The organism is Solwaraspora sp. WMMA2056 (genome assembly GCF_030345095.1).
Lineage (GTDB): Bacteria > Actinomycetota > Actinomycetes > Mycobacteriales > Micromonosporaceae > Micromonospora_E.
Genome location: NZ_CP128360.1, coordinates 49,152 through 61,847, shown reverse-complemented (window position 1 = coordinate 61,847; position 12,696 = coordinate 49,152). Strand labels below are relative to the sequence as shown.

14 protein-coding genes and 2 pseudogenes are annotated in these 12,696 nt (G+C 69.2%); 6 read left to right on the top strand and 10 right to left on the bottom strand.

All coding sequences use genetic code 11. From position 1 onward, the window contains the following. Window positions 1-510 precede the first annotated feature (510 nt). Both O7608_RS00320 and O7608_RS00315 read left to right on the top strand, forming a co-directional pair. Window positions 511-753, top strand: coding sequence for a type II toxin-antitoxin system prevent-host-death family antitoxin (locus O7608_RS00320; protein WP_289208085.1), 243 nt, complete (start codon window positions 511-513; stop codon window positions 751-753). Continuing rightward, the gene (locus tag O7608_RS00315; protein ID WP_289208084.1) at window positions 753-1,187 is read left to right on the top strand and encodes a type II toxin-antitoxin system VapC family toxin; all 435 of its coding nucleotides are present in this window, start codon (window positions 753-755) and stop codon (window positions 1,185-1,187) included. The genes O7608_RS00320 and O7608_RS00315 overlap by 1 nt, the downstream gene beginning before the upstream one ends. Window positions 1,188-1,380: 193 nt before the next feature. Here the strand turns inward: O7608_RS00315 and O7608_RS00310 are convergent, their stop codons facing one another. The 3 genes from O7608_RS00310 to O7608_RS00300 all read right to left on the bottom strand — a co-directional run bounded on the left by O7608_RS00310 (window position 1,381) and on the right by O7608_RS00300 (window position 2,668). Beyond that, the gene (locus O7608_RS00310) at window positions 1,381-1,806 is read right to left on the bottom strand and encodes a type II toxin-antitoxin system VapC family toxin (protein WP_289208083.1); all 426 of its coding nucleotides are present in this window, start codon (window positions 1,804-1,806) and stop codon (window positions 1,381-1,383) included. Further along, window positions 1,803-2,051 (bottom strand): FitA-like ribbon-helix-helix domain-containing protein, encoded by a 249-nt coding sequence (locus O7608_RS00305; RefSeq protein ID WP_289211139.1) that lies wholly within the window; start codon window positions 2,049-2,051, stop codon window positions 1,803-1,805. The genes O7608_RS00310 and O7608_RS00305 overlap by 4 nt, the downstream gene beginning before the upstream one ends. A 71-nt stretch (window positions 2,052-2,122) precedes the next feature. Next, window positions 2,123-2,668, bottom strand: a complete 546-nt coding sequence (locus tag O7608_RS00300; RefSeq protein WP_289208082.1) for a saccharopine dehydrogenase family protein — start codon at window positions 2,666-2,668, stop codon at window positions 2,123-2,125. Window position 2,669: 1 nt separating this feature from the next. On the opposite strand from O7608_RS00300, the gene O7608_RS32100 reads away from it, so the two are divergent. Next, a complete protein-coding gene (locus O7608_RS32100) occupies window positions 2,670-3,026 on the top strand; it encodes a hypothetical protein (RefSeq protein ID WP_289208081.1) in 357 nt (118 codons plus the stop codon). Here O7608_RS32100 and O7608_RS31885 read toward each other — a convergent pair. After that, window positions 2,919-3,179, bottom strand: a pseudogene (locus O7608_RS31885) (NAD(P)H-binding protein); the annotation flags it as partial. The gene O7608_RS32100 and the pseudogene O7608_RS31885 sit on opposite strands and share 108 nt — an antisense overlap. Before the next feature lie 81 nt (window positions 3,180-3,260). On the opposite strand from O7608_RS31885, the gene O7608_RS00290 reads away from it, so the two are divergent. From O7608_RS00290 to O7608_RS00280, 3 genes are all read left to right on the top strand, one after another. Continuing rightward, window positions 3,261-3,842 (top strand): TetR/AcrR family transcriptional regulator, encoded by a 582-nt coding sequence (locus O7608_RS00290; RefSeq protein ID WP_289208080.1) that lies wholly within the window; start codon window positions 3,261-3,263, stop codon window positions 3,840-3,842. Between the two features lie 55 nt (window positions 3,843-3,897). Beyond that, window positions 3,898-4,518 (top strand): acyl-CoA-like ligand-binding transcription factor, encoded by a 621-nt coding sequence (locus O7608_RS00285; RefSeq protein WP_289208079.1) that lies wholly within the window; start codon window positions 3,898-3,900, stop codon window positions 4,516-4,518. A 128-nt stretch (window positions 4,519-4,646) separates the two neighbouring features. Further along, complete coding sequence (locus O7608_RS00280; protein ID WP_289208078.1) at window positions 4,647-6,263, top strand: FAD-dependent monooxygenase; 1,617 nt, start codon at window positions 4,647-4,649, stop codon at window positions 6,261-6,263. Between the two features lie 85 nt (window positions 6,264-6,348). Here the strand turns inward: O7608_RS00280 and O7608_RS00275 are convergent, their stop codons facing one another. The 6 genes and pseudogenes from O7608_RS00275 to O7608_RS00250 all read right to left on the bottom strand — a co-directional run bounded on the left by O7608_RS00275 (window position 6,349) and on the right by O7608_RS00250 (window position 12,517). Next, a complete protein-coding gene (locus tag O7608_RS00275) occupies window positions 6,349-6,672 on the bottom strand; it encodes a hypothetical protein (RefSeq protein WP_289208077.1) in 324 nt (107 codons plus the stop codon). A 245-nt stretch (window positions 6,673-6,917) separates the two neighbouring features. Continuing rightward, window positions 6,918-7,928: a LacI family DNA-binding transcriptional regulator gene (locus tag O7608_RS00270; protein WP_289208076.1), complete on the bottom strand. Its 1,011-nt coding sequence runs from the start codon at window positions 7,926-7,928 to the stop codon at window positions 6,918-6,920. A gap of 58 nt (window positions 7,929-7,986) precedes the next feature. Beyond that, a complete protein-coding gene (locus tag O7608_RS00265) occupies window positions 7,987-9,384 on the bottom strand; it encodes a GH1 family beta-glucosidase (RefSeq protein WP_289208075.1) in 1,398 nt (465 codons plus the stop codon). Next, window positions 9,381-10,155, bottom strand: a pseudogene (locus O7608_RS00260) (carbohydrate ABC transporter permease). Before O7608_RS00260 ends, O7608_RS00265 begins: the two are co-directional and overlap by 4 nt. Before the next feature lie 74 nt (window positions 10,156-10,229). Next, window positions 10,230-11,144, bottom strand: coding sequence for a carbohydrate ABC transporter permease (locus O7608_RS00255; protein ID WP_289211138.1), 915 nt, complete (start codon window positions 11,142-11,144; stop codon window positions 10,230-10,232). A 98-nt stretch (window positions 11,145-11,242) separates the two neighbouring features. Next, on the bottom strand, window positions 11,243-12,517 hold the full coding sequence (locus O7608_RS00250) for an ABC transporter substrate-binding protein (RefSeq protein WP_289208074.1): 1,275 nt from the start codon (window positions 12,515-12,517) through the stop codon (window positions 11,243-11,245). Window positions 12,518-12,696 lie beyond the last annotated feature (179 nt).

Sequence of the window (12,696 nt, the reverse complement as noted above, 5' to 3'; positions counted from 1 at the left end):
CAAAATATTCTTGATTTTGTTAAACATGGCTTCGCCTCCCGTCTCCTAAAGGTTTTCTGCGTGATCCCCCCCGGTGGTTGGTCACGGTGGAAAACCTACCACAGGCGTGGCCCCTGCTGGCGGTCGTACCTAGGGGGGCGGCGCCCTCAGGCAAACGTAGCGAGGGTGGCGATCGAGGGGCGGTGCCCCCCCATTGGTTCCACAAATAGATTGTTGAGAACGGTTTTTTTTAAATGGCTGAAATAAATCGATTTGAGCACTTTGAGTGCCGTGTGTCGTCGGTCACATCTCTCCTGGGGTCGGGTGGGCGAGGTGGGGTGGATCGGCAACCGGTAGGGGCAATCCGGTCGGGGTGCGGGTGCCTCACCCGCTGGTCCGGTCGGCCGTACGGTCAGTGCAAGTTGGTGGATGTGTTCGACGATCATGTCGGCGGTACCACACTCAGGGCCGAATGTAGTAACATTGCTACTTGCTGGTCGTCGGGAGGTGGTGGCACTGACCGTTACTACGGTGTCGAGTCGTGAGTTCAACCAGGACACGGGTCGGGCGAAGATCGCTGCTCGCAGTGGGCCAGTCTTCATCACCGATCGGGGCCGTCCGGCGCACGTGCTCCTGACATTCGAGGACTACCAGCGGTTGACCGGGGGCCAAGAGAACATTATCGACCTGATCGGGCTGTCTCCGGACGAAGCGGACATCGAGTTCGAGGTTTCGCCGCAGCGTGATCTCGCCCGGCCGGCGGACCTGAGCTGATGTTCCTGCTCGATACGAACGTGGTGTCCGAACTGCGGAAGGCCAAGGCCGGTAGAGCGGACAAGAACGTTGTTGCGTGGGCCGCCAGCGCCTCGACCGGCAGCCTGTTCGTGTCGGCGATCACCGTGCAGGAGCTGGAGATCGGGGTTCTGCTGGCCGAGCGCCGGGATCCGGCGCAGGGCGCGGTCCTGCGTCGCTGGCTGGAAACGCAGGTGTTGCCCGCGTTCGCCGAGCGCGTTCTCCCGGTCGACACGGCGGTCGCCCGGCGCAGCGCGATGCTCAACGTTCCCGACCCGCAGCCCGTGCGCGACTTACTCATCGCCGCCACCGCCCTCGTGCACGGGATCCCGGTCGTCACCCGCAACGTAGCCGACTTCGCGCCCACCGATGCCGAGATCATCAACCCGTGGCAGCCTGCCGACGACTGCACCTGAGCGCGACTGCTGCTATGGATCCGGCCGGCCAAGCCTTCCAACGTAGGGTTCGTCGTGCGCGTTCGGGGACGACCTGGGTTGCAGGAGGTGATGACTCGGCGGATCAACCGACTTCCGACGGCTCCTCGCCCGGTGGGGAGATCATCGTCGCCGCGTCCCGGCAGTACTGAGCCTGAGGCTCGCCAGGACCATCTCAGCTTGCGGTTTCCTGCCACGGGTCGACGACTGTGATGCCGGTGTCGAGGAAGTCTTTGGCGTTGCGGGTGGCGAGGGTCGCTGCCTGGGATCGGCAGATAGCGGCGATCTGGGCGTCGAAGCCGTCGATCGGGTTACCGAGCCTTTCCCGGCCGGAGACAATGTCGGCGTACGCGTTGGCGGCGGCCAGGTCGAAAGGGAGGACCTGGCGGGGGAACGCCGCGAAGATCTCGTTGGCGGCCTGGTGGAGTGACTCGCGGCGGCGGCCCTCCGGCAGCCGCGCGATGCCGTAACGGATCTCGGCAACGGTGACGGTCGTGGTGTACAGGCCGCCGGCCGGGTCCCGCCGTAGCCACCGAAGAACGGCGGGTGCCGGCTCGGCGCGCATGAGCTCGGAGACGACGTTGGTGTCGAGGACGATCATTGTGCGGTGAAGTCGGCCGCGCGGGGTCGGGTGGCTCGAGCTGGGATGTCCAGATCGGCGCCGCCGAGTTGCGCGAACCGTTCGGTGAGCGCGCTGAAGAGATCCGGGTGGGTCGGCTCCTCAGTGACTACTGCGGTCAGGATCGCGCGGACCTCCGCCTCCATCGACCGACCGTGCCGCGCTGCGCGGATACGGAGCTTCTCCTTCACCGAATCATCCAGGTCCCGGATGCTCAGAGCCGCCATCATCGTGCTCCAGATCGCTGCGTCGTCCGTGGTCTGACAGCAATGCTAGCACTGGTTCCGGCGACGCGAACTTAGTCCGGGACGACGAACTCGGCGCCGGCGGCCAGCGCCACCTCAGGGCCGAAGAGCCTGGCCGGGGTGTACGCGCCGGGACGGCCCTCGCCCTTGGTCAGGCGCTGGGCCACCTCGACGACGGCGTCGGCCGTGAACGTCATGGCCTCGCCGGTGCGCAGCCAGCCCTCCCGTACGCGGCCGGACGGCCATTCGACCCGGGCGCGGCCCCAGGACGACCGGCGTGGGCGCTCCCGGGCCGTGGTCGTGGTGACGCGGGCGAGTCGCCGGGTGGCGAAGGCGGCAAGGCCGGGCAGCCGCAGCAGACCACCGGCCGCCGACGTCGCCGCGCGGGCGGCCGGGGTGCCGGGGGCGAGAGCCGAGGCGCCGATCACCGACGGGGCGCCGCTGGCCTGCCAGGCCGCGAAGAGTTCGCCGCTGCCCATGGCGGCGGTGGTGACCAGGTCGCCGTCGGGGGTGGTCAACCGCTCGGCGGCACCGCCGGCCCGGACGCGTACCAACCGGCCCTGTCGCACTTCGCGACCGCCGTCGCGCAGCGCCTGCACGATGGTGGGCGGTCAGGGCTTCGCCGAGGGCACCTGGTTCGACCTCGACCGACGCGAGCGCGTCGATGCGTACCCGGGAAGGTTTTTCCTCGCCCGCCAGCAGGTGCAGCAGGATGCTCTCGGTCGCGAGCACACCGAAGCCCGCCCCGCAGACCAGGGTGCGACCGGTCGCCGCCGCCTCCCGGTGCATGGCGTGCAGCGACTCGAACGCGCTCAGCTCGTTGCCGACGTCGACGTAGTGGGTGCCGGCCGGGCAGGCCCGCGCGACCTGCGGCGCGGTGACCGCGAACGGGCCCACCGTGTTGATCACGACGGCCGGCGACTCGGCGGCGAGCCGCGCGCAGACCTCGTCGAGTGAGCCGGTCACCGCCCGGGTGTCCGGAACCGTTCGGGTCAGCCGCTCCCGGTCGCGGCCGACCACCACCACCTCGGTGCCGGCCTGCCGCAGGCGCTGCACCGCCTGCCGGCCGACCCGGCCGGTCGCGCCGAGCACCCAGATCTCACCCGCCATGTTCGCCTCCATCAGTCATGGCACGTCATGTCATCACTATTGCACGGCACGACACGTCGTGTCATCACTAGGATGTGCGGCATGGGTCGATGGCAGCCGGGGGCGCGGGAACGGCTCGAGCGGGCCGCGCTCGATCTCTTCCTCGAGCAGGGCTTCACCGAGACCACCGTGCCGCAGATCACGGCACGGGCCGGGCTCACCACCCGTACGTTCTTCCGGCACTTCGCCGACAAGCGGGAGGTGCTGTTCGCTGGCGAGGAGTCGATGCCCGAGCAGGTGGCCCGCCTCATGACCGGGGCCCCGCGGTCGCTCGGCCCGATGGAGCTGATCGCCACGGGCCTGCCCCCCGCCGCGTCCGCGATCTTCGAGGGCCGCAGCCTCGACTACCTGCTCCGCCGACGTGCCGTGATCGGCGCCGAACCCGCCCTGCAGGAGCGCGAGCTGCGCAAGTTCTCGCTGCTGTCGCAGGCCATGGAGCAGGGCTTCCGCGATCGCGGCAGCGACGACCTGACCGCCCGGCTGGCGGCCGAGATCGCTGTGACCACGTTCCGGATCGCGGTGACCCGCTGGCTCGACCAGCACGGCGACCCTGACCTCCCAGCCACCATCGACCAGACCCTGACGGCGATGAAACGTCTGACCTCATCGCCTACCCACGACTAGAAAAGTGCGTGCCGCGAATATTTGCGTGTCACGCAAGTTGTGCTAGCGTCGTGGTGTGAGCGGGCTGCGGGAGCGGAAGAAGGCGGCGACCAGGGCGGCGCTGAGCTGGGCGGCGATCCGGCTGACCGTCGAGCGCGGCTTCGACGACGTGCTGGTCGACGACATCGCGCAGGCCGTCGGGGTGTCTGCCCGTACGTTCAACAACTACTTCTCCAGCAAGGCCGAGGCGATCGCCGCCCGGCACCTCGACCGCAGTCTGCGGCTGGCCGACGAGCTCCGGGCCCGCCCGGCCGACGAGCCACTGTGGGCGGCGATCCGGGCGGCGGCAATGGTGCAGTTCGAGCCGGGTCCGGAGGTCGAGCAGGCACCGCCGGGCGACCACGCCGACTGGGTGAGCGGGCTCAAGGTGATGCTCGCCGAGCCGGCGCTGCAGGGCGAGATGCTGCGCGCCGTCGCGGCCGCCGAGGCCGAGCTGGCCGTGGCCGTCGCCGAACGGACCGGCACCGACGTCAAGCAGGACCTGTACCCGAACCTGGTCGCGGCGGCGGTCAGCGCCGCGGTCAACACCGCGATGCGGCACTTCGTGTACGCCGACCCGCCGGTGTCGATGGAACGACTGCTCTCCGACGCGTTGACCCAACTGGCCGCTGGGCTGCCGGTGCCTGTCACACGCTGACCGCCAGCTCCAGTCCACCTCGGAACACCAGGGGCCGGTCACCGGCCCCGGTCCAGCCCGGAACACCAGGGCCGGTCGCCGCGACGCGGCGACCGGCGGGTTCTCCGTACCCCAGAAAGGATCTTGTAATGATCGATGTGATCATCGCTGGCGCCGGACCGAACGGCCTGATGCTCGCCTGCGAGCTGGCCCTCGCCGGCGTCCGGCCGGTCGTCTGCGAACGGCGGACCGGGCCGACCACCGAGCAGCGGGCCAACGGGTTGGTCGGCCAGGTCGTCCGGATGCTCGACCGACGCGGGCTCTACCAACGGATCGTCGACGACCAGCACGTCCCCGGCCAGCCGGCCCCGACGCAACCACAACCGCAACCACGGTACGTCTTCGGGGCACTGCCACTTGACCTCAGCCAGGTGCCTGACAACCCGCTCTACACGCTGCCCGTTCCACAGCCCCGCCTCGAGCAGCTGCTCGCCGAACAGGCCGCTGAGCTGGGCGTGGAGGTCAGGCGCGGCTGCGCGGTCACCGGGCTGACCCAGCACCCGGACTCGGTGACGGCGACGCTCGCCGACGGCACCGAACTGACCGGCCGGTACCTGGTCGGCGCGGACGGCGGGCAGAGCGCCGTCCGCAAGGCTGCCGGCATCGGCTTCCCCGGCGTGACCGTCGACAGCTCGGTCAGCCGTAGCGCCCATGTCGGCGTGACCGCCGACCTGGTCGACCCGGCGACCGGCGGTCTGGCGGTGCCCGGGTACGGCGTCGTCCCGCCGTTTCGACACACCCGCACCGAACACGGGCTGATCGTCTGGGCACCGTTCCCCGGCCGCCAGCCGGCCGTCACCACGGTCGAGTGGCCCCAATCGACCGACTACGGCGACACGCGGATGAGCCTGGCCGAGATGCAGGCCAGCGTCGCCCGGGTGCTCGGCGCCGACGTGCCGTTCGGCCCGCCGGCCGGCGATGGACCACACCTGCTGCGCCGCCTGATCGGCGGCAACACCCGGATCGCCGATCGCTACCGGTCCGGACGTGTCCTGCTGCTCGGCGACGCCGCGCACGTGCACCCGCCGATCGGCGGCCCCGGGCTGAACCTCGGCCTGCAGGACGCGATCAACCTGGGCTGGAAGCTCGCGGCGCGGCTGCGCGGTTGGGCACCCGACGGGCTGCTCGACACGTACGAGACCGAACGCCGCCCGGCGGCGCAGCGGGTCACGATGTCGACCCAGGCGCAGTCGGCGCTGATCGCGCCGGGCAGCGACGTCACTGCGCTGCGGACGTTCGTCGGCGAGCTGCTCGCCGTACCGGAGAACGCCGCGCGGGTCGCCGACCTGCTGGTCGGCGCGGATCTGCGGTACGACATGGGGGTGCCCGGCGGGCCGTTGGTCGGCCGGTGGGCACCGGACCTGATGCTGCACGCCGACACCGGGGCGGTACGGCTGGCGGAGGCGACCCGGACCGCTCGGCCGTTGCTGCTCGACGCCACCGGCAGCCTCGCCGCCGTCGCCGGACCGTGGCACGACCGGGTCGACGTGATCGCGGGAAAGATCGACCTGGTCACCGCGCTGGACGGGAGTACGCCGCCGACCGCGCTGCTGCTGCGCCCGGACTGCTACGTCGCGTGGGCGTCGAGCGCCGACGACCCGGACCCGGACGAGCTGCGCGACGCTCTCATCCGCTGGTTCGGCCCGGCGATCGGGACCAGTGCGCGGACGCGCGGCCGGGTGTCCGGTGCGGGTCCGGGAGACTGATACCCGCCACGCTGGTATTCCGGTGAGGAATAGTTATTCCCTACGGGAATACTGTTCGTGGCGGGTATCGGCCCGGCGGCCCCGCTCAGTAGCAGATCAGCGTGACGTTCGCGGTGTAGTAGGTGTCGGTGATCTTGTTGGTGTACGAACTGACGACGAAACAGTCGATGATGGGGATGTAGCCGTCGATCTGTGCCCAGATTTCAGCCTGGTACTTGGCGTTCCAGGCCGCGCTGCTCGCAGTGGTTCCGCTGCCGTAGCCGTAGTACCAGTCGACGGCAGCGGCGCTCGTCGTCGCGTCGACCCGGGTGCTGGTCGACGACTCGGCGGCGACCGCTGCGGTGCCGGTGGCGGCCATCGCGCCCACGACCATGGCAGCGGTGACGGCGGCTCTCGCGAGAGTACGCATGAATGTCCCCTTCCCTGCTGTGGATGTGGGGACACCGTAGCTATCATATTTGCTTGCGGCAATGCCATGTTATTCGGTTGCACCGACTGGCTGGAGCTGCGCCGACCTGCGATGACAATGAAAAGTATAGATTGAATTGCGGCTGACCAGCGGCTTCGTCGAATGCGCTCATCTGCATGATCACGCGAACCGCGCGTACCCCGTCAGCCAAGGTCAGGAAGGTCGGAAAGGGTCAGAAAGGGAGGTCAGGCCGAGTCGCGGCGGACGAGCTCGGTGGGCAGCACCACGGTCGGCTCGACGGACTCGCCGTCGGCCAGCCGCAGCAGCAGCCGGGCCATCGTCCGGCCGATCTCCTGGATCGGCTGACGGACGGTGGTCAGCGCCGGGTCCATGTAGCTGGCCATCTCGATGTCGTCGAATCCGATGACGGCGACGTCGTCGGGCACCCGTCGGCCGGCGTCACGCAGCGTACGGATCGCGCCGTGGGCCATCAGGTCGGAGGCGACGAAGACCGCGTCCAACGCCGGGTCGTCGTCGAGGAGCTGGCGCATCGCGACCGCCCCGGAGTCGCGGGTGAAGTCGCCGGTGGCGACCAGCGACCGGCCACCGGTCGCCCGGATCACCGTACGGTAACCGGCGAGCCGGTCCACGCCGGCGATCATGTCCTGCGGGCCGGCGATCGTCGCCACCCGCTGACGGCCGGACTCGAGCAGGTAGCGCACCGCCCGTTCGGCACCGGCCTCGTTCTCCACGTCGACGTACGGCACCCCGGCGCTGATCTGACCCATCGGCCGGCCGCTGCACACCACCGGCAGGCCGCTGCGGGCCAGGGTGCCGGGCATCGGGTCGACGCCGTGGATCGAGGCGAACATGACCCCGTCGACGTGGCGGCCCATCGCGTACCGCTCGACCCGGTCGTGGCTGCTCGCCGAGCCGGCCATCATCAGCACCAGCTGCTTGTCGGCGGCCTCAAGCTCCTGGCTGACGCCGTGGATGATGCCGGGGAAGACCTGGTCGTCGGAGAAGACCCGGGTGGCGGTCTCCGGCAGGATCAGCCCCATCGAGTCGGTCCGCTGGGTGACCAGGCTGCGGGCGGCCAGGTTGGGGACGTACCCCAGCTCCTGGACCGCCCGGCGCACCGCGTCCTGGATCGGTTCGGCGACGGTGGTGGAGCCGTTCACCACCCGGGAGACGGTGGCCCGGGACACGCCCGCCCGGCGGGCCACCGCCTCCAGCGTCGGACGTTCCCTGGCCACGCGCACGCCTGCTCCCCGTCAGTCGAAGGTCCCCGCCACCTCGGTGAACGAGTACGGCTCAGCCGATGCCGTTGCGGCGGATCACCTCTTGGTACCACCGTGCGCTGTCCTTCGGCACCCGCCGCTGGGTCAGGTAATCCACGTAAACGATGCCGAATCGCTTGTCGTAGCCGTACGCCCACTCGAAGTTGTCGAGCAGTGACCAGACGAGGTATCCACGCAGGTCGACCCCGGCGGCGATCGCGGCGTGCGCGGCCCGCAGATGCCCGTCGAGGTAGGCGACCCGGTCGTCGTCGTGGACCCGGTCGCCGTCGGGGGCGAGCCGGTCGGGGAAGGCGGCGCCGTTCTCGGTGATGATCATGGGTACGCCCGGATAGTCGCGCCCCAGCTTGGTCAACAGCGCGGTCAACCCGGACGGCTGGATCTGCCAGCCCATGTCGGTCAGTGGCTCGGCCGGGGCGACGAACTCGATGCCCTCGGTGCCGGGGAACGCCCCGCCGCCACCGGGTGCGCCCTCCTTCGCGGCCAGGTACGTGGGCGAGTAGTAGTTGATGCCGAGCAGGTCGATCGGCTCGCCGATGATCTTCTCGTCCCCGTCCCGGATGTGGTCCAGGCTGGTGAACCGGTTGACGTGGTCGAGGATGCGCTGCGGGTAGCCGCCGCGCAGGATCGGGTCCAGGAAGATCCGGTTCTGCAGGTCTTCGACCAGTTCGGCCGCTTTGGCGTCGGCCTCGCTGGTCGGGTCGGCGGGAAACGCCGACGCCGGGTTGACCGTGATGCCGACGGTCGACGCGCCGGCGGCGCGCAGCGCCTGGTTGGCCAGGCCGTGGCCGAGCAGCAGGTGGTGCACGGTCTGGAAGGTGGCGGCCGGGTCGGTGATGCCCGGGGCGTGCACCCCGGCCCCGTAGCCGAGGTACGCCGAGCACCATGGCTCGTTGAGGGTGGTCCAGGTGTTGACCCGGTCGCCGAGGCGGGCGTACACGGCCCGGGCGTACTCGGCGAAGGCCTCGGCGGTCTCCCGGTTGGTCCAGCCGCCCCGGTCCTCCAGGGTCTGCGGCAGGTCCCAGTGGTACAGCGTGATGATCGGCTCGATGCCGCGCCCACGCAGTTCGTCGACGAGGCGGTCGTAGAAGTCCAGCCCGTGCGGGTTGACCGGGCCGGAGCCGTCGGGTTGGACGCGGGGCCAGGCGATGGAGAACCGGTAGGTGTGCAGCCCCAGCTCGGACATCAGCGCCACGTCGTCGCGGTAGCGGTGGTAGTGGTCGCAGGCCACGTCACCGGTGTGCCCGGCGTGCACCTTGCCGGGCGTACGGCTGAAGGTGTCCCAGATCGACGGGCCGCGACCGTCGGAGCGGGCGGCGCCTTCGATCTGGTACGACGCGGTCGCCGCGCCCCAGATGAACGAGTCGGGGAACTGGATGGGTCCGTTCGCGGTCGGCTCGCTTGAGTTCGTCACGCTTTGACAGCACCTTCCATGATGCCGCCGATGATCTGACGGCCGAAAATGATGAACACGATCAGTAGTGGCAGCGTAGCGAGTGCCGTACCGGTGAACACCTGGGACATGTCGTTGTAGTAGCCGTTCGACAGGGCCCGCAGCGACAGCTGGACGGTCGGGTTCTCCGGGTCGTTGAGCACCGCGTACGGCCAGAGGAAGTCGTTCCACATGGTCATGAAGGTGAGCAGGCCGAGCACGGCGGCGGCCGGGCGCAGCGCCGGCAGCACCACGCTCCAGTAGATCCGCAGCGTGGAGCAGCCGTCGACCCGGGCCGCCTCGATCAGCTCGGTGCTGACCGCCTGGCTGGCGTACTGGCGCATCAGGAACACCCCGAAGCCGGTGACCAGCGCCGGTACGATGACCGCGGCGAGCCGGTCGTTCCAGTCCAGCTGGCTCATCAGCATGTACAGCGGGATGACGCCGAGCTGGGTCGGCACCATCATTGTCGCGATGATCACCAGCAGCAGGGCGTTGGAGCCCTTGAACCGCAGTTTGGCGAAGGCGAACCCGGCCAGCGACGAGAACAGCACCACCGAGAAGGTGACGGTGCCGGCGACGATCGCCGAGTTGATCATGCCGGGTGAGGAAGTACGCGTCCGGGTTGTTGAACAGGTTCTCGATGTTGCCCGGCAGGTTGCCGCCCGGGGTCAGCGGCGGCGGGATCTGCCCCATGGCGTCGCTGGACCGGGTGGCGACCACGAACATCCAGTAGATCGGGAAGATCGACATCAGCCCGGCGACGATCAGCGTGGCGTACGTCAGTTTGCTGGCGCTCCACAGGTGCTGGCTGGCTTTCACGGTGCTCACCCCTGCTTCCGGGTGCTGTTGCCGAGCCGGCGGATCACCAGCACGTTGACCAACGAGATGACGACGATCAGGGCGAACAGCATCCAGGCGATCGCCGAGCCGTAGCCGAAGTTGAAGTGCGGCGCGAACGCGTTCTCGAACATGTACATGGTCATGGTCTGCGACTCGCGCAGCGGCCCGCCCCGGATCGGGTTGGGGCCGGAGTTGAACAGCAGCGGCTCGGTGAACAGCTGCAGCCCGCCGATGGTGGAGATGATGACGCAGAAGACGATGGTGGGCCGCAGCATCGGTACGGTGATCGACCAGAACTGGCGGGCGGGGCGGGCACCGTCGATCGCGGCCGACTCGTACAGGTCCTTCGGGATGGACTGCATCGCGGCCAGGAAGATCAGCGCGTTGTAGCCGGTCCACCGCCAGTCGACCATCGTCGAGATCGCCACCCAGGCACCGAGCCGGTTGTTGCGCCAGTCGATGGCGTCGATGCCGACCAGGTCCAGCGCCCAGTTGATCATCCCGAACTCGCGGCTGAACAGCTGGCCGAAGACGATCGCGACGGCCGCCGTCGAGGTGATGTTCGGGATCAGGATGCTCATCCGGAACGACGTACGGGCCCGTAGTTGCCGGTTCAGCAGGTGCGCCAGCCACAGCGCAAGCAGCAGTTGCGGCACCGTCGAGATGACGAAGATGCCCAGGGTGTTGAGCACCGAGTTCCAGAAGTCGCCATCGCCGAGCAGCCGGCTGTAGTTGTCGAAGCCGACGAACGGATGCTCCGCGGCGAGCAGGTCCCAGTCGTGCAGCGACACCCAGAACGTGTAGCCCAGCGGGTAGGCGCCGAAGATCGCGAAGAGCACGAAGAACGGCGCGATGTACAGGTACGGCGAGGCTTTGGTGTCCAGCCGGGCCAGCCACAGCCGGGGCCGCGCCGGTGGCGGCTTCGGCTGTCGCCGGGCCGGCCGGGTGGCGTCGGCGGCCGGCTGCTCCGGCTCGACCTGCGCCACCCGGCCCCCGGTCACTTCTCGGCCGCCGTCTTGGCGTTGTTCACCGCGTCGGTCCAGCCCTCGGCCGGCGTACGCTGACCCAGCTCGACCGTACGGACGGCGTTCTCCACCTCGGTGCGGACCGCCTGGTTCTTCGGTCCCATGTAGACCGGCTTGAGGCTCTTGGCGCCCTCACCGAAGATCTGCCCGATCGGGGCGCCGCTGAAGTACTCGCTGCTGGCCTCCAGGATCGCCGGGTCGTCGAGCGCCTGCGGCGACGACGGCAGCGGGCCCTTGGCCTTGAACGCCCCGATGTGCCCCTCCGGGCTGGTCAGGAACTTCACCAGCTTGATCGCTTCCTCCTGGTGCTCGCTCTGCGCCGGCACCGCCAGGTGCGAGCCGCCCCAGTTGCCGCCGTCGCCGGGCACCTTGGCGATGTCCCACTTGCCGGCCGCCTCCGGGCCGGCGTTGCCCTCGATGACCCCGGTCATCCAGGCAGGGCAGGCGATGGTGGCGAACTTGGCCTGCTTGAACGCGGCCACCCACTCGTCGGACCAGGCGCCGTACTTGCCGGACAGGTTCGAGTCGATGATGTCCATGGTGATGTCCCAGGCCTGCTGGACGGCCGGGTTGGAGTCCACGACGAGGTTGTTCTCCAGGTCGTAGTAGTGGTAGCCCTCGGCGGCACCGGCGGTCTGCAGCACGATCGTGTTGAACGTCTGGGTCGCCGCGTCGAGGAACGACGCACCGGTGTTCTTGGCGACGAACTGCTCGCCGACGGCGATGTAGTCCTGCCAGGTCGGCCAGAGCGCGGAGACCTCGTCGCGGTCGGTGGGCAGCCCGGCGGCTTCGAACAGGTCGGTGCGGTAGCACATCGCCATGCCGCCGACGTCGGTGCCGAGCCCGATCAGCTGGCTGCCGTCGGCGGTCAGCGCCTGGTCCCACTTCCACGGCAGGAAGTTGCCCTCGAGTTCGGCGGCGCCGTGGTCGAGCAGGTTAACGAAGTTCTGCGGGTTGGCCTTGTACTCGATGAGCAGGCCTTCCTCGATGGCGACGACGTCACCGGCACCCTTGCCGGCGGCCAGCCACTGGGTCAGCTTGGGGGAGTACTCGTCGAGGTTGGTGCCGGTGCCCCGTTCGACGATCTTGATGCCGGGGTTGTCGGCCTCGTACTGCCGGTAGAGCTCCTCGTAGCCGAACTGGCCGAACACGTCGACGGTGAGGGTGATGGTGCCGTCTTCGGCGGCGAGTACGGCGACCGCGGCGGCGGTCGCGGTGACCAGCCGGCGGCGTGGGTTGACGCCCATGGAATGACCCCTCTCAGGTCCAGGTCCAGGCATGGTGGGGTGCAGAAACTGCGCTGGTGGTGGGGGCGCTCCGGGGAGCCGCGTCGACGCGGCCGGGAGAGCGCTCTCACGAGAGTGAGACGTAAGTCACCATCGTGTCAAGGGAGCGCTCTCGGAAAGTTGCCGGCGTGTTACCTGCC